At 61.1% G+C, this 18274-nt stretch carries 18 protein-coding genes; 13 read left to right on the plus strand and 5 right to left on the minus strand.

The genetic code is table 11. The annotated features are described in order from the left end of the window. The first annotated feature begins 376 nt into the window (after nt 1-376). Nucleotides 377-1558 carry a replication initiator protein A gene (locus tag CAG46_RS25210; RefSeq protein WP_256575142.1) on the plus strand — a complete coding sequence of 394 codons (1182 nt, stop codon included), beginning with the start codon at nt 377-379 and terminating at the stop codon, nt 1556-1558. Here CAG46_RS25210 and CAG46_RS25215 read toward each other — a convergent pair. Beyond that, nucleotides 1548-1994: a hypothetical protein gene (locus CAG46_RS25215; protein ID WP_085618889.1), complete on the minus strand. Its 447-nt coding sequence runs from the start codon at nt 1992-1994 to the stop codon at nt 1548-1550. The two genes, CAG46_RS25210 and CAG46_RS25215, sit on opposite strands and share 11 nt — an antisense overlap. 109 nt (nt 1995-2103) lie before the next feature. On the opposite strand from CAG46_RS25215, the gene CAG46_RS25220 reads away from it, so the two are divergent. From CAG46_RS25220 to CAG46_RS25230, 3 genes are all read left to right on the plus strand, one after another. Beyond that, nucleotides 2104-2328 (plus strand): hypothetical protein, encoded by a 225-nt coding sequence (locus CAG46_RS25220; protein WP_085618892.1) that lies wholly within the window; start codon nt 2104-2106, stop codon nt 2326-2328. 151 nt (nt 2329-2479) lie between these two features. Then, nucleotides 2480-2659, plus strand: a complete 180-nt coding sequence (locus CAG46_RS25225; protein WP_085618894.1) for a hypothetical protein — start codon at nt 2480-2482, stop codon at nt 2657-2659. Nucleotides 2660-2787: 128 nt separating this feature from the next. Further along, nucleotides 2788-6702, plus strand: a complete 3915-nt coding sequence (locus CAG46_RS25230; protein ID WP_085618896.1) for a hypothetical protein — start codon at nt 2788-2790, stop codon at nt 6700-6702. A gap of 166 nt (nt 6703-6868) precedes the next feature. Here the strand turns inward: CAG46_RS25230 and CAG46_RS25235 are convergent, their stop codons facing one another. Beyond that, nucleotides 6869-7240, minus strand: a complete 372-nt coding sequence (locus tag CAG46_RS25235) for a hypothetical protein (RefSeq protein WP_085618898.1) — start codon at nt 7238-7240, stop codon at nt 6869-6871. Then, a complete protein-coding gene (locus tag CAG46_RS25240; RefSeq protein ID WP_085618900.1) occupies nt 7228-7893 on the minus strand; it encodes an AAA family ATPase in 666 nt (221 codons plus the stop codon). Before CAG46_RS25240 ends, CAG46_RS25235 begins: the two co-directional genes overlap by 13 nt. A 269-nt stretch (nt 7894-8162) precedes the next feature. Between CAG46_RS25240 and CAG46_RS29215 the strand changes: the two genes are divergently transcribed. From CAG46_RS29215 to CAG46_RS25275, 7 genes are all read left to right on the plus strand, one after another. Further along, complete coding sequence (locus CAG46_RS29215; protein WP_256575143.1) at nt 8163-8708, plus strand: hypothetical protein; 546 nt, start codon at nt 8163-8165, stop codon at nt 8706-8708. 46 nt (nt 8709-8754) lie between these two features. Then, entirely contained in the window at nt 8755-9036 is a 282-nt protein-coding gene (locus CAG46_RS25250; RefSeq protein ID WP_085618902.1) for a hypothetical protein, read from the plus strand. A gap of 55 nt (nt 9037-9091) precedes the next feature. Continuing rightward, nucleotides 9092-9331 (plus strand): hypothetical protein, encoded by a 240-nt coding sequence (locus CAG46_RS25255; RefSeq protein WP_085618904.1) that lies wholly within the window; start codon nt 9092-9094, stop codon nt 9329-9331. 177 nt (nt 9332-9508) lie between these two features. After that, nucleotides 9509-9802: a hypothetical protein gene (locus CAG46_RS25260; RefSeq protein WP_085618906.1), complete on the plus strand. Its 294-nt coding sequence runs from the start codon at nt 9509-9511 to the stop codon at nt 9800-9802. Next, nucleotides 9795-10112 carry a hypothetical protein gene (locus CAG46_RS25265; RefSeq protein ID WP_143493519.1) on the plus strand — a complete coding sequence of 106 codons (318 nt, stop codon included), beginning with the start codon at nt 9795-9797 and terminating at the stop codon, nt 10110-10112. The genes CAG46_RS25260 and CAG46_RS25265 overlap by 8 nt, the downstream gene beginning before the upstream one ends. After that, the gene (locus CAG46_RS25270; RefSeq protein ID WP_085618724.1) at nt 10105-10362 is read left to right on the plus strand and encodes a hypothetical protein; all 258 of its coding nucleotides are present in this window, start codon (nt 10105-10107) and stop codon (nt 10360-10362) included. The genes CAG46_RS25265 and CAG46_RS25270 overlap by 8 nt, the downstream gene beginning before the upstream one ends. Continuing rightward, on the plus strand, nt 10359-10616 hold the full coding sequence (locus tag CAG46_RS25275; RefSeq protein WP_085618726.1) for a hypothetical protein: 258 nt from the start codon (nt 10359-10361) through the stop codon (nt 10614-10616). Before CAG46_RS25270 ends, CAG46_RS25275 begins: the two co-directional genes overlap by 4 nt. 1062 nt (nt 10617-11678) lie before the next feature. On the opposite strand, the gene CAG46_RS25280 is transcribed toward CAG46_RS25275, so the two are convergent. Together CAG46_RS25280 and ligD are read right to left on the minus strand one after the other, a co-directional pair. Then, nucleotides 11679-11957, minus strand: a complete 279-nt coding sequence (locus CAG46_RS25280; RefSeq protein ID WP_085618728.1) for a hypothetical protein — start codon at nt 11955-11957, stop codon at nt 11679-11681. A 16-nt stretch (nt 11958-11973) separates the two neighbouring features. Further along, entirely contained in the window at nt 11974-12933 is a 960-nt protein-coding gene (gene ligD / locus CAG46_RS25285; protein ID WP_158090809.1) for a non-homologous end-joining DNA ligase, read from the minus strand. Nucleotides 12934-13096: 163 nt separating this feature from the next. On the opposite strand from ligD, the gene CAG46_RS25290 reads away from it, so the two are divergent. After that, nucleotides 13097-15421, plus strand: coding sequence for an LPD1 domain-containing protein (locus CAG46_RS25290; RefSeq protein WP_143493509.1), 2325 nt, complete (start codon nt 13097-13099; stop codon nt 15419-15421). Then, on the plus strand, nt 15414-18092 hold the full coding sequence (locus CAG46_RS25295; protein ID WP_085618734.1) for a hypothetical protein: 2679 nt from the start codon (nt 15414-15416) through the stop codon (nt 18090-18092). The genes CAG46_RS25290 and CAG46_RS25295 overlap by 8 nt, the downstream gene beginning before the upstream one ends. Nucleotides 18093-18274 lie beyond the last annotated feature (182 nt).

Consider the following 18274-nt stretch of genomic DNA (forward strand, 5'->3'; position numbering starts at 1 on the left):
ATTCCCGCGCTTTTCGGGATGTGCACAACCCTGTGGGCGGGTGGGTAAATTACTGATTGGGGTGGGTAAATTACGCTTTTCGGTGGGTGAATTACTGGTTTGGGTGGGTGAATTACGTTTTCCCGTGCAGGGTGGGTAAATTACGGAAACCGCGTGGTTCCTGGCCTCCAGAAAGCCCTCGGGTGGGTGAATTACGGTGTGCGGCACCCCTCAAGAGCCCGGTTTATACGGGTTCGCCCGAAAAATTCCGTAATTTACCCACCGCACGACCCTCCGATTTTCGATGGCGGTTTCTCACACCTGGTGAAAGCCTTATCATCCAGCCTCGGCTTCCTTGCCGGGTGTACATACGGATCGAATCAGGACGGAACTGCCGATGGCCTCTCAAAACTCCACTGCTGGCCCAGACGACAGGCTGAATCGCAGCCTCAAGGCGCTCCAGGCGAAGCGGGCTGAGAAGAACGCCAGGAAGGCGACCAAGCCGGCTGAAGTGCAGCAAGAGCTGTTGCCGCCGGAGGAATCCCCGCCCGAGCCCTCAAAGACGAAGCAAGCCGAAGCGCAGGTCTCCAGCGAAGCTGAAGCCAAGCCCACGCGCAAAACCAAGGCCAAGGCCGAAAAGCCGGGCCGGCGTAAGGCGGATATGCCCGGTACCCAAGGCGACTTCTTCACCCCCGTTCTGTACGACGTAGGTGCCAAGGACAGCCGCGGGGTGATGGATGTGGCCGTGTTCCGGTTGTCGAAGAAGGACAAGCGCGAAAACGCGATGATTCGCTACGAGCTACCCGATGGCCATGTGGTGGTCACTTCTGGACCGCACGGTATGGCGTCGGTCTGGGATTACGACATCGTCCTGATGGCCGTGTCGCACCTCACCGAAGCCATGAACCGGTACCAGAAGGGCAAAGGCGAAAAGCCGTCGCAGATCTTCAAACCGCATATTGGTGATGTGCTCAAGTTCTGCCGCAAGGACAACGGTGGCAACCAGAAAGACGCCGTTGTGGGCGCCCTGGAGCGCCTGAGCACTACCTTTGTCGGCATCGAGCGAACTGTCCAGGTGCGGGGTAAGACGGTGACGGTGAACGAGGGTGAGAACCTGATCGGCCCATTCAAGACCGTCAGTAATGCCAAAAAGAAGGTCGAGTACATCGAAATCAAGATTGCCGACTGGATGTACAACGAGATTACCCAAGGCAGCCGCCCGGATGTCCTGACGGTGCACCCTGACTACTTCCTGCGCGAGTCGGGCATTGCCCGGTTCATTTACCGTCTGGCGCGCAAGGCGGCTGGCCGGGGCACTGCTGCTTGGGGATTCAAGACCCTATTCGACCGCAGCGGCAGCACCGGCACGTTCAAGGAATTCACACGGGCGGTGCGGGAGCTGGTGAAGGTAAACGACCTGCCGGAATATGCCCTGGTCGAAGAGCCTGGCAAGGACGGCCCAGTGCTGCACATGGTCCATCGCGCGATCGCAGATCAGTGGAAAGAAGGCGCGCCGCCGGCTGAAGCCGAAGAACCTGAAATCGAGGAAACCACGGAAGACGCCGCCGCTAAATCCTGACCAGGTCAAACCACTCATCCATGGCTTCTTCAGTGGTCAGGATCCCCCGCTGGCGCTGCTGGAAGTGAACCAGCCCCAGGACTGCTACCTCTCCATTCTGTAGATCGGGGTGCAAGCGGTACTGCTGCCCCTTCTCGTCAATTCCGTCTACCTCAATACGTGGCGTGTATCGCGCCACACCATCGTCAAACGCCACCATTTCGTTGCCATCGGCCTGCTTGTAGCTCCTGATGGCATCGTCCCAATGCTCTTCCTGGAATAGGCAGTCATAGGCCTCGCACCGCACGTTGGTGACGAAGGCAAAGCCTGGCTCGGGTTCCTCTCGAAACTCTTCAGAGCGCTTCACGATGGCCAGCACACCGGTGACCGGATCAAGCATTGCAATGAGCGTGATGGGTTCGCCTGAGTAGCCGGTAGCGGATGACATGATCTTCATTTATGGAAATACCAATAAAAAGGTAATGTTTTTCTTGTAAGAAAACCAAGAAAATTATAATGTTTTCCTCGTCGCGGAGTGCGACTACCAGCGAGAGAAGGAAAACGTCATGCGAAAGATTGTAGGGATCGTCCCCAAGCAGGTTTTGTGGGGTTTGCTAGGCGGAATGCTGATGGCCGGGTACGGATGGGTTGGCCAAAGCGATTACGAGAATGAAGTCACGAATGCAGAGTGGTATTGCCAAATGGTGCAGGACCGCCTGTGGCCACCAAAGCCCGGCATGAGCTGCCCCGCGCCAGACCTGACCCCATCGGAACGGCTGGTTTCGCTGTAATAGAAGGCCCTGCCAGCGCGCAGGGCCTTTCTCATTCTATCCCCGGACAAATTGCTATAGAGCCCGTGGCTTTCTTCATCGTCGGCATGGCGTACCGATTAGAATGTGACATATCATAACGGCACAATTTCTCAACGACTTAGGACCCCCCATGGCAAAGACCGACGCGAAGGCCGAAACCAAGGAAGAGAAGGGCCGGAAAGCCTTCTACCTGACCGCTTCCCAGATTGAGAAGGTTCGCGGGCTGGCGTTCGAGCGCAACGTGCCTGAGTCAACGATTGTCGGTGAGCTGATCGACGCGGCCCCAGAGCCGAATATCAAGCGCGGCTGATCGCTACGCTTCGCAGTGACAAAGGGCGCTTCGGCGCCCTTTTTCGTGCCTGACAGGGGTGTAAACCCGTCCCGGGGGAGTCCTCGAGGCGCGGCTATCGTGGGACTTTCCCGCGGAGCCCGTGAAGCATGAGCGATACCTATACCCAGCTGGCCAGCGCTGCCCACAGTGGCGCCTTCGGCCTTGGCGCCAAGCGCACCCCCACAGCGGACCAGGTCCGTGCCGGCAACTACGCCAAGGGCAGCCTACGGCTGCATGGCCTGCCCATCACCATCGAAACCCCCATGTTCACCCCACGCACCGGCAAGGAAGACGGCAAGCCCTGGTCAATCGTGTGCATGGCCAATTACGGCTACATCAACGGCACTAAAGGCGCCGACGGCGATGCCTTCGATGTTTATGTGGGGCCGGTACCGGAAAGCACGCTGGTGGTCGTGGTCAACCAGGTGAAGAAGGACGGCAGCTTTGATGAGCACAAGGCTGTGCTGGGCTTCCACGACGTCGATACCGCGCTGACTGCTTACCGCAACAGCTACCAGAAAGACTGGCGCGGCATGGGCAGCTATGTCGTATGCACCGTCCGCCAGTTCAAGGCCTGGCTCAAGGCTGGTGAGTTCAGCAAGCCATTGACCGCTGGCGACCTGGTGCCGGACCTGCTGAAGGCCTCCGGCGCCGCGTTCGTTACCTGGGGCGAGAACGACCTGCCGGTAGGCGTCACGGTTGGGGACGTTATCTATGACCTACGCCGGCTCGACCAGGACAAGCTGATGCTCGACAGCGCCACCATGGCAGATATCACCGAGTTTCTGAGCGACGGCAGCATGCTCGACGCCATGGTGATCGAGTTCGCCCAGTTCGACCGCAAGGCTAACCAGCTGCTGCGCGTGATGCAGGCCGTGGCGGGCGAAGTGAAAGCCGAGTCGGTCGAGGTCAGTAAGCCTTTCAAGAACCGCGGCACTACCCAGGTGGCCATGCTCTTCAGCATGAGCGACGGGCAGAGCGTTTCGGTCTTCTTCCACAACCCGGACAGCACGCCAAACAAGCTGGCGCAGACCGACGAGTTGATCAGCTGGAAGTGGGTGCTGAACAAAAAGGACATCACAGTGGTGGTGGCACCAGAGCGTGGCCAGGACATCAGCCCCCGCCAGGTCGCACGCCGAATCATGGCCCTGGTGCAGAAGAACAGCGCCAAATTCATCAAGGCCGCTGGCGCCAGTGCAGAGAAAACAGCCCAGCTGGAAGGCCTGAAGGCTCAGGCGCAAGAGAAACTGGCCGAGGTCGACCGGCTGGACGCCGAGATTGCTGAGTTGCAGGCCAAGGTCGACGCGCTGCCCAAGGCGTCGGCTGCGCCGGCGGAAGACGGCAGCTCCCCTCCCCCGGCCAAGGATGTCAGCTACGCCCAGCGGGCGCTGGCCAAGGCGGATGCAGCCGCCGAACGGCTGAAGGCCCTGGGCGTCACCCCGATGACCCGGGAAGAGTTCATGGCGCAGGTGAACAGCGGCGAGAGTTCCGGTTTCAGCATGGACTTCCTGACCGCACGCTTGAAGGAATACCAGGACACCCTGGCGGGCGTTCGTGCCGGCACTGTGAAGCCGCGCAGCGTGGTCGGAAAGGGTGGGACCAAGAAGGCGGCAATTGCTTGGCTCGAAACGGCCATTGCTGAGGTTCAGGAAGCGCTTGAAAACGGCGGCATCACTTACCCGGTGAATGCCAACAACTACGAGTACCACCTGTCCAAGCAGTTGCGTGAGTTGGAAGCCCAGCAGACCGGCGGTACCGAGAACCAGGACCATGGGAACGGCGCCGACGACGCTGAAGCGCAGAAGATCGCGCGCTTGTTGGAAATGCTTGCCGCTGCACGGGCCAAACTGGCCGGTATGGCCCCTGGTGATGCGTTCTACGGAAACCTGGCCACCGACATCGCCAGCATGGCCAAGCAGCTGTGGGACGCGGGTTATCGCGGTCCTGAGGCCATCCAGGCTGCGCCCGAGCCGCTGGATCGTACCGCCTGGGAAGAGGCTGTGACCCAAGCACTGGCCGATACCCTGCGCTCCAGCTACGGGGATGCAGCTGGTGTCATGGAGGCGAACGAAGCTGTGGTCGATGGCCAGTTCGCGGCTGGCGCCACACCTGAGGCGGCGGCCCAGTTCATCGAGAAGGCTGCTCGGCTAGAGCAACCTGACATGCTTGGCGATGATCCATCGTTACGAGACAACCGCAGCGACCTGGAGAAGCTGACCGATGCCCTCAAGGCCGGCGATAGCTTGGGGGCGCTGAGCCTGCTCCAGCGCTTTGAGGATCCAGCGGAGTTGCGAAAGCTGGTAACCGACGCGGGCTTCAGCCTTGGGGCATCCAGCACTGTCGATGAAATTTTGTCGGGAGTAGGCCGCGACCTGGTGCGCGCGGGCCGAAACAAGGTGGATGGCTTTGGGTTGGCCGCGATGGACAAGGCAGCGCATGAAGCTGCTCAGACAGCCGCTGTGCAAGCCGCAGAGCCGTCCCCTACCCCATCGGCTACCGATACCGACGATACCGGCGATATCGCGCCGGAGGGCCGCGAAAACACCGTCAAAACTGCCAAGGGCACCAAGGTAGTAACGGGCTTCCGGGTAATCGAGGCCAAAAACCTGATCATCAGCCACGAGGCTGACGGTACCGCCAACCCTGACTATCCGGGTGAGTTGCAGCCGCGGGACCGTGCCCGTGCGACCTCGCAGGCCTGGGTGCAGAAGACGGCCCGATCGCTTGATCCCGATAGTTTGGGCCGCACCAACCGTGCCGACAGCGGCGCGCCCATCGTGGGGCCTGATCGTGTGGTTGAGTCCGGTAACGGTCGCGCCATGGCTATCCGTGAGGCCTACCGGATCGGCCAGGCTGACGAGTACCGTGAATGGCTGCTCGAGCACGCGGATTACTTCAAGGTCAGCGCTGCGAAGATCGAGGCGATGAAAGCGCCCGTGCTGGTTCGTGTGCGCGTCAGCGATGTGAACCGGGCTGAATTCGCCGTGGAGGCCAACCAGGACGACAAGCTGGCGATGACCGCCACCGAGAAGGCGCGCAGCGATGCCAAGCGCCTGGACAGCGCCATGATGGCCAAGTTGGCAGACGGTGACCTTTCCAGCGGCGCCAACCGCGCGTTCGTGAATGCCTTCCTGCAAAGCCTGGGCGATGCGGAGGCGGCGCAGTACCTGACCAGCGATGGTAACCCCACTGCGAGCCTGATCAGCCGTGTGCAAGCCGCCCTCTTCGCTGGCGCTTACGCCGACGATCGGCTGCTTGAACTGACCGCCGACGTCAGCAAGCCCGAAATCGCCAACATTGTCAGCGCCTTGAACATGGCGGCTCCCGACTTCATGCGGGCCAAGGACCTGGACCAGGTCGGCGCCGAGACTGCGGGCGAGCAGGTAGCCGACTCCCTGGAGCTTTCCCTGGACCAGGAAGCGGTCAATGCGATCCTGGATGCCACCAACATGCTGCGCAAGGCGAAGGAAAGCGGCATGGGGCTGGAAGAGTTCCTGCGCCAGGGCGATATGTTTGGCGGCGTGGATCCCGCTGTAGCGGCCATGGCCATGTTCATCAGCAAGAACAACCGCAGCGCGAAGCGCCTGGGCACTGCGTTCAAGGCCATGGCCCAGTTCGTGGAAACCGAGGCCAAGCGCAAGCAGACTGCCGGCCTGTTTGGTGATGAGCCTGCCCGGTTCGTGGACATCGTCAAAGCGGCCAATGAAAGGCTGGAGAAGGAATTCGGTGAAGGCGTGTTTGCGATCGAGCAGAATGACCTCTTCAACCAAGCACCACCAGCACAGCCGGCCACACCTGCTGTGGTCGAGAACGAAGGCGAGGACAATGCGGTGAAGGAAGCCAAGGCATATCTGGATAGCGTGATTGAAGGTACCGCCGACATGAGCGTGCCGGACAAGGTGATGAAGCGCCTTGAGGAAATCTATGCGGCCTATGGTGAAGGTGAGCTGAGTGGACTGTTTGCGGATGCTGCTGAGGCATTCGCCCAGCAGGCACTGAAGGCAACAGCCGGCGATTTCTAACCCACTGGAAACGAGAAAGCCCGCGGCATGCGGGCTTTTTCTTGTGCAACAGGAACAAGATGCGCACCTGGTATAAATTGCGCAATCAAATGTCACGCGCAGGCTACTCAAGTTAAATCAGTTGCGTCACCTGAATAAGTTACGCCACTTGCATCAGTTGCGTAAGTTATTCGCCTTGCTCGCTTTCCTGGCTGGCGTCAGCGTCTACCACGGTGGCCAGCAGCGCGATCAGCTCGGCTCGAGGCATTGCCTTGAGGGCTTTTACACCGGCTCGGATTACGTCGCTTCGGGAAGCTTTGAACGTGCGCGGGGCCAGCGAGAGCTGGTCGATTTGCTTGTTCGTCTTGTCATCCAACGAGAAGTTGGTGCGTTTGAAGGTCGGCCCTTTCGGCTTCTTGGCCGATCTTTGAGGTTCGGGTACTGGCTCCGCCTGTGCTTGAACAGGCGCCCCACCGATGAATCTCTTCAGGTCTTCTTCATTCGCTGTGCTCTGGCGAGCGGCGACACTCGCTGCGTCGAGCCCTTTCAATCCTGCCATGATCTGTTACCCCACAGTTCCAGTGCGATGGCGCGAATCTCTTCTTCGGCCTTCGGGTCAATGTTGTTCTCGAGGACGCTCAGGCCATCTTCCTCGGCGTCATCGTACGAATTTCGGTTCATGGTAATGGCGTTGAGGGTTGGTAGGCCGAAGGACTCGCACGCCTGCTTCGCGTCCAGGATGCGATACACCTGGCTCGGAAGGGCCGGGCATTGCGACACGAGTGCGCGCACCTGCAAGTCAGGGTTCAACGACAGCGCCATACGCATGAGGCTGGCGATGTTCGGCAGAGTTTTCAGGTCTCGGCGCTTGGGGCGGAATGGAATGATCATGTAATCAGCAATGGTCATTGCCGCACGCAGGGCGTTGGAGTCAGCACCGCCTGCGTCGATGACGATGTGTTTGTAGCGGGTGGCCTTTTCCTTCAGCCATTCGCGGATTTCTCCGCTGGCTTTCGCGTAATGCACCAGGGCGGCCTTGGGGTATTTCTCGCGCATGCTTTCGCGCTCGGCAGCCCATTCATAGCTTGTTTCCTGCGGGTCAGCATCCACCAGCAGGACGTCGCCGCCCGACTGGGCGATGAGTACAGAAAGGTTCTGTGCCAGGTTGCTTTTGCCTACGCCGCCTTTCTCGGAGCCCAAAAGAATGATCATTGCCAGTCCTCGACTTGTTCTACTTGGAGAAGTTACCTAATTGGCGCAACTTGCGCAATTAGGTGGTGTTGCGCAGCTTCTGTCAGTTGCGCATGGCGTGCAAGATACGCAACGTGCATAACTTGCGCAAGTCGTGCAATGCGAGCAACTTGCGCAAGTTGCACAAAAAACATATTGCATTGGGGCGGAAACCCGCCCATCATGGCGCCATGCCATCCCGGCACCTGAGCCCATCCTTGAAGGAAGAACCCATGCCAGCACGGAAACAAATGAGCCTGAAGCAAATGGAAACCATCGCTAAAGCCAAGGTGTACGACTGGAACGAGAAGCATCCGAACGGCGCTTTCGTCAGCTATGAATCGGTAATCGGTCAGGGCGAAACGCACCGCGGCTGGGCTCGCGGTGGGGCCATGGTCCAGTCCTGTGAGGCGGTGATTTTCATTGAAGGGTATTCCGGCTTTGTGTCCCTGGAGCACTGCACGGTCCTCGACGCTGATGTGCTGCCGGTGCTTAAGGTCACTTTCGTGGACAGCGGCCAGGACTTCACCGAGTGGTATGTGCGTGACGGCGTGGTTATCGATTGCCAACCCGCACAGGGTCGCCACTGGGTCGGCAGTCGTGTCTTGAACGCTGATTCGCTGGAGTCCGGTTCGACTGTAGAGCTGGTTTCGCCAACCACGGGGGAGGCGACACTGTTGAACCACCAGGTGGAGCACGCCGAAGTGCTGACTGGTGAGCTGGCCAGTGACGTCGAGGCCTTTGGCCGTAAGTGGGCGGTGATCAAGGGTATCCCCGCATCACAGTTGGGTCTGTAATAACGGCTTGAAGACGACACCCCACACTAGGAAAGGAATCACGATCATGCCGTCGAAGATCGAATGCCCCAAGTGCCAAGGGCCGCTGACTGTCTGGCTGGACATTGATGCTGCGGTGCTGTTCAGCGTGTCGCGCTCCGGTAAGCTGAGCAAGCGTGCCATTGAGGACAATACGCAGAGCGATGGCCGTAGCGGCTTAAAGTGCCAGGCGTGCAGCTGGAAGGTGCTGGGTAGCAAGGTTGAAGATGATGCGCTGTTGCAGGTCATCCGTGACGCGGATGACGTTTTGAGTACGCTTGAGCTGAAAGTCGTTCCGCGCAAGAACTGAACCCCCACCCGCCGATAGCGGATTATCCAGACCAAGAGAGCAAGGAGCAGCACCGATGGCGATAGAAGATGTGAAGCGACTGCAAACCGTGAACGGCCACACTCAGGCCCAGCGCTTGCTTGATGAGGGCTGGCGAATCCTGGCAGTGTGCGTCAGGCAGGACGGCTCCGACCAATATGCCGAGTACCACCTGGGGCACACTCGGCCGGCGAGCATCTTTGATGGGTACAGCGATGAGGAGGTGCGCGCGGCGTTGGATGCGTTGCAGGCGAGCCCGCACGAACCAAAGGGCTGATGGCCCGTAGTGGCGCACCTGTCCATAACGGATTTTCCGTTAAATCGAGGCCCCCAGTTCGCAAGAGCCGGGGGCCTTTGTTTTGCCCGCGTCACCCAAAATGACGGAAATGGGCGACCAAAACCGCTAAAGTGATTTCGACGCACCCCACCCCTCTATGCAAAAGGAGTTGTACCGATGACCGATGAAGCCTTGAGCGCCCAGCACGCCCGCCGTGAGGCCCTGTATGCCAGCCAGCTGGACGGCCTGCCGACCGAGCTGCACCCGCTGCTGGAGTTGCTACCCGGGGTGCCGCGCATGGCCCTGGTCAGCCTGCTGCATGACCTGGCGCATGGCACGCTCGCTTCGCGGGAGCAGGAGACCGGCATTGCCCTGGGCTATATCTTCGCCGCCCAGCTGCGCGGCGAGATTGGCCAGGCCGAGACCGAGGCCTTGCGCGCCTTCGTCAATGGACTGCGCCGCCGTGTCTGAGCCCCTGTCCTATCGCGGCCTGGCCGACCTGACCCTGACCTACGGCGCCGCGCCCGGGCTCAGCCGCAGCGCCGAACGCCCGGGCGTGAGTGTGGTGGTCAGCCGCCACGCCGCCGGCGCGCCGGTGTCGGTGCTGGTCGATCGCACCTTGGGCGTGGCCCTGCTGTTGGGGCCGGCCATCACCCGGGCCACCCTGGCGCTGCCCGATGGTACCGTGCTGGCCGGGCCGGTGCAGGCGATTGCGGAAAGCGCCGACTACTTCGAGATTGCCGCCGGCGCGCCGGCGAGCCAGGGGGAGCGTTATGCGTAACGGCAACGAGCTGGTGCCCGGCCTGGTGCTGCCGCCGGCCTACCACGGGGTATTCCGCAAGCGCCTGGCGGAAGTCGAGGCCGCCGGCAGCGCGGTCAATTGCCTGATCGCCCAGGCCCGCGCCGAAGGCCTGGTGGAAGCGCTGGAGACCGTCACCCAGGGCATTGCTGCCCAGCACATCGAGCGCCTGTACCTGCTGATCGAGGCCGCCGCCACGGCGCGCCTGCTGGAGCTGGAGCGCGACCAATGATCGGCCAGGCGGTGGATGTGAACACCCTGCGTGTGCTGGCCAGCACCCGCCAGGTGCGCGAGGCCGTGGCCGGGCGCTGGGAGGAAGACCGCAGCCAATGGACGCTGAGCATTCGCGTCGGTGGTCCCACGGCGCGGCTGATCCCGGTGCGCTCCAAGCGCGAGGCGGTGAAGACCTGGGCCAAGCTGGATACCCTGGTCAAGTTTGCCGAGGAGGCCGGCCTGGAGGGGCTGCGCGTCGAGCTTGAGCGGTAACCGTGTGCTTCTGGCAGTGGACTAGCGGTTTGCGCGGACTGGTGATCGGCACCGTGGTATTCTTTAGTCCGTTCCTCATCTACGGCGAATGCCGCGCTATGCTGGCGGCGCGCTGTAAAGCGGCTTGACGAATCAGCGCCGGGAGCAACGTGCCGAACAAGTACGCCGGCGTGAACGCCGTCTAGCTGTCGGACTGGTAAAATGTTGGCCGGCGGCTGGCTGACCAGGGGACAGATTCTGTGCATGCCGATGATGGTGGCTGGTACACCCCGCCCGGGCGCGTGGTAATCTCGGGACCGAATCGCAGGCACAAAAAAACCGCCTTGGGGGCGGTTTTTCGGCCAGCGTGGTTGGAGCCACGCTAGCGGTGCTACTGAAGCGCTTGGCGAATACGACTCTACACAGTGCGCAATAGGTGCGCAATACGCAGCGCCCGGGCGGCGCGGTTATTCATATTTGAATAACGGCGGAATTGCATAATAGAAGTTCCAGGCAAGCAAACCGACCGTAAAACAGCGTCAAACCGGACGTTTTATGCGAAAAGCGGCGAACCGCTTGATTTACGGGGGATTCGCCCGGCCAGGGTGCCCGGGCAGTGCAACTAAGTGGCCGGGCGATAGTTGTAAAGCAAAGATGTTTACTTTAGTAAATACCGTTCGTCGGGAACTAAAAAAAGTTTGAGGAATTTACCGCAGCGACTAGTGCGCGCGTGATAAAAAGAGCAGGCGCAGGCATTCGTGCTTGCCTTGGGCCCTTGCAGCCACGTCCGGAAGACGTGCCGGCAATGCAAGGTGGGTCCACCCGAACATTGGTGCACTGAAGCGCTTGGCGGCTTTTCAGTAGCCGCTTGCCCTGGCCGGTAGGGGCAAGCTGCGCCAAGGTTCCCTATACAGGAAACCTTTCCCATGGAATGGTTTAAATCGCTTGTCAGATTCGTCTGGAGCTGCGCCTGTGGGATCGTGAAGGCGATGATAGTCAGGGAAGCTCTCCGACTACTCGATCGCTGGAAAGACCCCGATATGCAATAACAACGACCCCGCCACTCGGCGGGGTTTTTTGCAATTAGGTGCTGGCTGCCTCCGCATCAATCTGCTCCCACAGCTGTTGCTCAATGTACTCGGCGTACCGATCGGCTACTTCCGCGCAGCCATTGCGTCCGAGGTCGTGCTCGCTGCCATCGGCATCAAACCATTTGCCGGAAACTGCTCGAAACTCCAGCTCCCTGTAACCCTGTGCGTCCCAATCGCTGGTCCAGAGGCCTGGGCGTGGTTCTTCAACGACCAGGTCAATAATCTCGCACTGAATCACGCACGCCTCATTTTCGATGGTCACCTCGTACATGGGACCTCCACCACAGCTACATCGGCTCGCTGTCGCTTTCTAAGCTAAGGCCGGCGGCGGGTTTGTCTTTTCGCAGCGCAACGAATACGGCATGTCGCACCTTGCCGCTTGGAGTTATCTCAGCGAATTTGACCTCGCACACCAGGTGCGGAGCCAGCCAGACTACCGAAGCGCTTGATCCGAGGTTGGGAGGGTTGCGTAATGCGGGCATGTCCTGGACCAAAGTCCCAAGGCTCTGCCTGACTTCGTTCAGTGTGCGGCTGTTGAAACCGCTGCGAACCCGCCCGGCATACACCAACTGTCCCGCATCGTCATGGACGCCAAGCAGAAGAGAGCCGATGCCAGCGCTTGCTCGGGTGTAGCCAACGATGATGAAGAGCTGCTGGTTGCCACATTTGAGCTTCACCCAACTCCCATCACGCTCCCCGCTGTATTTACTCCCGTCGCGTTTCCCGACGATGCCTTCGAGCTTCAGGCGGCAAGCATTGGCGAGCAACTGAAGGGGATCTTCTTCCAGGGTGTCAGAAAACCGTACCCCTTCGATTGGGCAATGGTCCAGGAGGGCATCCAGAACCTGGCGCCGGAGTTCGACGGGCTCGCCCCGCAGGTCGGCGCCGTTGAGGTATAGAAGGTCAAAGGCAACGTAGACCAGATGATCGGTCTGGCGCCTGGCGAACGCCGATTGAAGCGCCTGGAAAGCGGGCCTGCCGTCATCCTCTTGGACAACCACTTCCCCATCCAACCAAGCTGTATGGACGGCCAGGCGCGCGAGCGATTCGGCCAGGCGTGGCATTCGCTCGGTCCAATCGAAGCCATTCTTGGTCAAGAGGCGTACCTTCACACCCTCAATCCTGGCCAGCATGCGGTAACCGTCATACTTGATTTCATACCGCCACGAACCAGGTGGCGGATGGCTTACCAGCTTGACCAGTTGAGGCTTAATGCGAGCAGGACAGAGCGCTTGGGGAGGCTTCATAGCCGTTTCCGCACAATGTGGGCTTGAGTGGTTGAGTCTGTAGACTCGGAAAAGATCAGCATGGACGCCCAGCGGTACAGCCGTTTGGAGCAAAGCCCCCTCATAGAGCCCACCCCCACGGCTGGAAAATACGCGCCTGGAACCGTACAGGCACGTCACCACCATGTCCTTATCCCCCATTGAGAAAACGCGGCTGAGCGGCCAGCTGTTGCGGCTGCGTGCGCAGCTGATGACCGGCACGCTCAAGCCGCTGGAGAAAGCCCGCGTCAGTGCTGAGGCGCTGAGTATCCGCAAGCAACTGGGCGCACTGGACCTGAAACCTCCCGTAGTCGATACCGAGACCGCCGCCGAGCTGGAGACTGACGACGGCCTCAGTGATGACCCCAATAGCCCCAACTACCGTTATGCGGACGTCGGGTACATCCCGGGCAGCCGCAAGGAAGAAGCCGCTGGCACGATCCGTAAGGCTCGCTCAGAAGGTCGCATGCTGCGTAGCACCGACATCGACTTTGCCGCGATCGAGGAAACTCCGCGACAGGCACGGGCCCTGGTCATCAAATCCAACCTGTTTGGCGTGGTCGACTGGGACGGGCTGAAAGAGCAGGGCACAGAGCCCGCGGCGGCCTTCCTCATGGATCGGGTTTATGCGTCGATCGCCAAGGAACCGACCGAAGACAGCGCCGAAGCGCGGAAAGCCTATGTGCTGGGGCTGGAAACCCTGCGCACGCGCCTCGAGCAATGTCGGACCTCGAAAGAGGTGGTGGCCACCTTGACCGATATTCGGGAAGAGTTGCTTGGCTCGCAGCTGGACGCCGACGAGGCCGAACAGTACCAGGCCATTGCCGAGCGGCAGCGCGCCGTCGCCAAGCAAATAGCTGCGATCCAGAACGACGAAAATCGCGCTCAAAGTGCCATGTACGCCGCAAGCAGTCGGAACAACAAGGCCCAGCGCGACCTGGAAAATCGCACCTCCCGAGGCTGGTCAATCACGGCTGAGCACGAGCAGGCGGCCAAGGCTGCCGAAACTGAGTATCAGCAGGCTATGCAGGCCTGGTCGGACCTTCTGGACCAAAACAAACCCTTGCTGGAGCAACTGCGCGCCGCCTCCAGCGCCCTGAGCCAGGAACGCGCCGAAATCATGGGCGTGGCCAAGGCGCGCAACCTGGGCTCCCCGATCAACCGTGCATGGATGTCGCTGGGCGACCGCTTCGTCAAATCCCTGATGTTCCGCAGCGCTTCTGGCTCTGAGGCCTTCGCGCGGCATGTATCCAATGCGCTTTCGGGCGACCCCAAGGATTGGGAGTGGGCCGACAAGAAGGGCGGCGAGGTGATGCTGGGCGCTCCCAAGGCCCCGACCAAGAAGCGGCAGACCTTCGCACTGCGAGTAGTGGACAAGTTCGACCGCAAAGGCGGGCGCGCGGTGGACGTCAATTCGACCAGGGCGCTACAGCAGCTCTGTGGCTTCCGGGCGGTGCAGTCCGGCAACTGGGTGCTGGATGACCCGGACAGCGCGAAGTGGCATGTGGAGCAGTTCGCCGGCGCCATGATGGACATGGCCGATGTCCTGGGTATCAGTGAAGAGCACCTGGGCTTCGGCGGGCGCTTGGGTATCGCGTTCGGCGCCCGGGGCAAAGGCGGGAAGGGCGCTGCAACCGCTCAGTACGAGCCGGTGCTGCGCGCCATCAACATCACCAAGATGAACGGCGGTGGTGGCGCTGGGCACGAGCAGATGCACGCCCTGGACAACATCCTGCCCGGGCTGTTGCGGGGTGAGCCTGGCGCGGCCACTGAGTTCGCCACGGATAATCCGAACCTGGTACCGGAAGGGCCAGTGCGGGATGCCTTCGCAGCCCTGAAGGCTGCCATGACCGAAGGTAGCCGGCGCCTACCGGAAACCATCAAGTTCACCCCCCGCACCTACGGTAACGCCAAGCTGAACCTGGAAAACCCGCGCGGGCAGCTGGCGCAGCGTATCAAGGCCGCCGGCAACGCCGAAGCCGCGGTGCTGGTGGTGGATGATTTCTACGCTGGGCGCAACTACCGCGGTGCGCAAAAGGACCAGAAGACCTGGCGCACGCTCGCTGCGGCGTATTTCTCCCCAGAGGGCACCACAGAGGTGCAGCTGAACACCGGCAAGGCCGTATCCAGCTTCATGGCAGAAGCCGCGTTCCTGGATGGCTCGAAGGAAGGCAAATACTGGTCGTCGGCACCGGAAATGGCCGCCCGGGCTTTTCAGTCCTACCTCGAGGACAAGCTGGCCAGCATGGACCGCCAGAACGACTACCTGAGCTGCCTGGCCGACAACAAGCACCACTACTTCCCCGCCCAAGGCGAGCCATTCAAGCCGTACCCGGAGGGGGAAGAGCGCCAGCGTATCAGCGCGGCGTTTGATCAGCTGTTCGCGGCCCTGCGTGAAGGCAAGACCTTCGAGACGGCGCTGGCCAACACCGCACTACTTGATTCGATTTTCCGAGGTTTCCATGACTGACCTGAGCCAGGCCGGCGTTCTGCCGGCCATTGAGCGCGCGCGGCTGAGCGCCGAGCTATTGCAGATCCGCGGCCAGTTGGTCGGTAACTCGCTTTCCCCGATCGAGCGGGCCCGGGCAAGCGCCAGGGCCTTGGTAATCCGTGATTTGCTGGGGGCGCCCAAGGCTGCGCCAGATGAAGGCCAAGTGGCCTTCGAGGCTGCGCGCAACTACTACCAGGAGCACCTGAAGGGGCGGGTAATCCAGTCGGTAATAGGCCCGGTACAGATCAATGGCACCGGCTGGAAGAAGGCGAAACTGGGCATGAAGTCGGACGCCCTGAAGGCCAAGTTGATCGAGTACGTGAAGGAAATCCTGGAAACAGGTACCGCCGGCCAGCGCCAGGCACCGCACAAAGTGCGCACTGACGACTTTGTGGCGTTCCACTTCATCCAGAAACAGGTACAGGTCAATGAGCTGCTGGTGACGGCGGGAGTGACGGTTGCGGAGGACAGCAAGGGCAACCTGTTCTACAACGTGTCCCACGAGGGGCGTGATGCCTGGAAGGCAAAAGAAAACGGCGCCACGGATTATGCGGGGGTAGGGCCCCGCTCCGATGACGCCGACAACGGCACGCTGGATTCCACCCAGCGAGAGCAGGATTGGCGCACCGTTGGTGACACTGTAGCAGACGACGACCTCAATATCACCATCCTAGAGGTGGTAGTTGTTGACCGACAGGAGCCGGCTGCCAATGAGGTGCGCGAGCAGCGTGCCAAGGCAGATGACACCGGGCGAGCCCCTGCCGGCGGCGTCATTGGCATGAATGGGGAGTTCTACAAGGGCGGCACCATCCTCCCGACAACCACGTTGCCCAAGGGGGCGAGCGGCAGCACAGCTGGTGGTACCGGGCGCAGCCTGGTGGAGCCAGGCGTATACGAAGAGCCGCCAGTGCCAGGCGCCACATCCCTTTACGCCCAAATCAAGGAATTTGTGAAACCAGGAGCCGACGGGCTGGAGCCGGATGCAACCCGGGCCGTGGCAATCGTCCATTACCTGGGCGAGAACGGTGCTGACCAGTTGTTGGCCTATTGCAAGGCTTACAACGCCGGCAAACGTTGGATCTTGCCGGGAGAGACGATCGCGCCAGTCAGTAGCGAACCAGCTCCTGCGGTGAAAGCGCCAGAAATCATTGAATACAAGACCAAGCGCGACAAGATTCTGCGCGGCATCATCCGCACCGACCTGACGTTGGCCGAGGCCAAGGCCATCGACCCGTACACCTGGCGCATGAACGGTGGTTACTTCATCCGCGAGAAGCATTTGCAGGGTGATACCAGCGCCATCCAGGCCGCCCCGGCCCCAGTGGTGCTGACGCCTGAACAGGAGGCGGAAAAGCAGGAACGCGATCGGCGCGAAGCCCTGGAGCGCCAGCAGAAGGCTGTCGCCGCACAAGCGGAGAAGTTGCGCCAGGCTGGTGCCAAGGCGATTGCCAGCGGTAGCGAGGGGATGACTGCCGATCGCAAAACCAACACCGCGCGCCGTGCCGGCATGGCCGCCAGCGCCTTCGCCCGGGCAGCCAATGACGAGGCTGAAGGGCAAACCCTAACCCGTATTGCTGACGCCATTGAAGCTGGCGCCGCTGGTGCTCTGTCTGGGTTGACCAGCCGCACCCAGTTGCAAGAGCTGAAGCGCGCCCTGAGCAGGGCCAAGAGCGATTCGGAAGCCGGCCTATCCTACAGCGACAAGCTGGCACGCCAGGGCCAACCAGTGGGCGAGGAAGTGATTCACCTGGTGCGCATGCCGCCGCGGATGGTGTGGGCAACACGGTACCGGGACGCGGCCCGGGAGCTGGCTAAGAAAGCTCCCACCGGCAATTCCAAGCTGATTGCGGCCCTGAGCAAAATGGGGGATCGGGTGGAGCGCTGGAGCCTGGAGAAAGAGGCCGATATCGCCATCACTCGCAAGGCCTACCAGGTGCTGAAGACCGTCAAGGAAAATTGGTACCTGGAAGACCCGATGGAAGTGCTGGCCAGGGCCGAGCGCCTGAGGCGTATGGGCATCAGCACTGACGCCCAGCTTCAGGACGCATGCCGGGCGCTGCTGACGCACTTGGCCGCCAAGCAGGAGGAAAGCGCAGTGACCAAGGCCGAGCGCGCGATCATCGGGCAAAAGGTCGGTATCGACTTCTTCCCGACCCCGGCAGCTGTCGCGCACCGTATGGCCAAGCTGGCGCGGATCAGCAAGGGTGACCGGGTGCTTGAGCCAAGCGCGGGCAATGGCAACCTGGCTGACGCCGCGGCGGCTGCCGGCGGCGAAGTGGATGTCATCGAAATCAGCAGCCAGCTGCGGGACATCCTGACTGCCAAGGGCTATGCCGTGGTCGACCACGACTTCATGGGCTTCACCCCGGAGCAACCTTACCAGGCCATCCTGATGAACCCGCCTTTCAGCAAGCGCCAGGACGCCGAGCACATCATGCGCGCCTTCGGGATGCTGGCCGCTGGCGGCACCCTGGTAGCCATCGCTGGTGAAGGCGTGTTCTTTGGTTCGGACAAGGCCGCTCAGCACTTCCGGGATTGGCTGGACCAGCACGGCGCCGAGGTCGAGAAACTGGAGGGCGGCACGTTCCAGGACAACGCACTTTTGGCGCAAACCTCTGCAAATGCCCGTCTGATCGTGCTGCGCAAGTAATCGCTTCGAGCGTGCAAACCATGCAAACCCCCGCGAAATCGGGGGTTTTGCCGCTCTTACCATTGTTCCTGAACTGCACGGGCGCTGCCCACCATCAGGAACGAGGTAACAACGATGCCCTATATTTATGCGCCCAACACCACTTTGGCGGAAGACGAACAGAAGGTTGGCCAGCTGGCCAA

Origin of the sequence: Pseudomonas sp. B23(2017) (assembly GCF_002113725.1) — a bacterium.
Lineage (GTDB): Bacteria > Pseudomonadota > Gammaproteobacteria > Pseudomonadales > Pseudomonadaceae > Aquipseudomonas > Aquipseudomonas putida_Z.

Coding starts and splice junctions, on each gene's coding strand:
- CAG46_RS25280 (WP_085618728.1), bottom strand. CDS start 11,957: ATGTACGAGGTGACCATCGAAAATGAGGCGTGCGTGATTCAGTGCGAG.
- CAG46_RS25250 (WP_085618902.1), top strand. CDS start 8,755: ATGCCGTCGAAGATCGAATGCCCCAAGTGCCAAGGGCCGCTGACTGTC.
- CAG46_RS25270 (WP_085618724.1), top strand. CDS start 10,105: ATGCGTAACGGCAACGAGCTGGTGCCCGGCCTGGTGCTGCCGCCGGCC.
- CAG46_RS25210 (WP_256575142.1), top strand. CDS start 377: ATGGCCTCTCAAAACTCCACTGCTGGCCCAGACGACAGGCTGAATCGC.
- CAG46_RS25235 (WP_085618898.1), bottom strand. CDS start 7,240: ATGGCAGGATTGAAAGGGCTCGACGCAGCGAGTGTCGCCGCTCGCCAG.
- CAG46_RS25255 (WP_085618904.1), top strand. CDS start 9,092: ATGGCGATAGAAGATGTGAAGCGACTGCAAACCGTGAACGGCCACACT.
- CAG46_RS25240 (WP_085618900.1), bottom strand. CDS start 7,893: ATGATCATTCTTTTGGGCTCCGAGAAAGGCGGCGTAGGCAAAAGCAAC.
- CAG46_RS25260 (WP_085618906.1), top strand. CDS start 9,509: ATGACCGATGAAGCCTTGAGCGCCCAGCACGCCCGCCGTGAGGCCCTG.
- CAG46_RS25275 (WP_085618726.1), top strand. CDS start 10,359: ATGATCGGCCAGGCGGTGGATGTGAACACCCTGCGTGTGCTGGCCAGC.
- CAG46_RS25215 (WP_085618889.1), bottom strand. CDS start 1,994: ATGAAGATCATGTCATCCGCTACCGGCTACTCAGGCGAACCCATCACG.
- CAG46_RS25295 (WP_085618734.1), top strand. CDS start 15,414: ATGACTGACCTGAGCCAGGCCGGCGTTCTGCCGGCCATTGAGCGCGCG.
- ligD (WP_158090809.1), bottom strand. CDS start 12,933: ATGAAGCCTCCCCAAGCGCTCTGTCCTGCTCGCATTAAGCCTCAACTG.
- CAG46_RS25230 (WP_085618896.1), top strand. CDS start 2,788: ATGAGCGATACCTATACCCAGCTGGCCAGCGCTGCCCACAGTGGCGCC.
- CAG46_RS29215 (WP_256575143.1), top strand. CDS start 8,163: ATGAGCCTGAAGCAAATGGAAACCATCGCTAAAGCCAAGGTGTACGAC.
- CAG46_RS25220 (WP_085618892.1), top strand. CDS start 2,104: ATGCGAAAGATTGTAGGGATCGTCCCCAAGCAGGTTTTGTGGGGTTTG.
- CAG46_RS25290 (WP_143493509.1), top strand. CDS start 13,097: ATGTCCTTATCCCCCATTGAGAAAACGCGGCTGAGCGGCCAGCTGTTG.
- CAG46_RS25225 (WP_085618894.1), top strand. CDS start 2,480: ATGGCAAAGACCGACGCGAAGGCCGAAACCAAGGAAGAGAAGGGCCGG.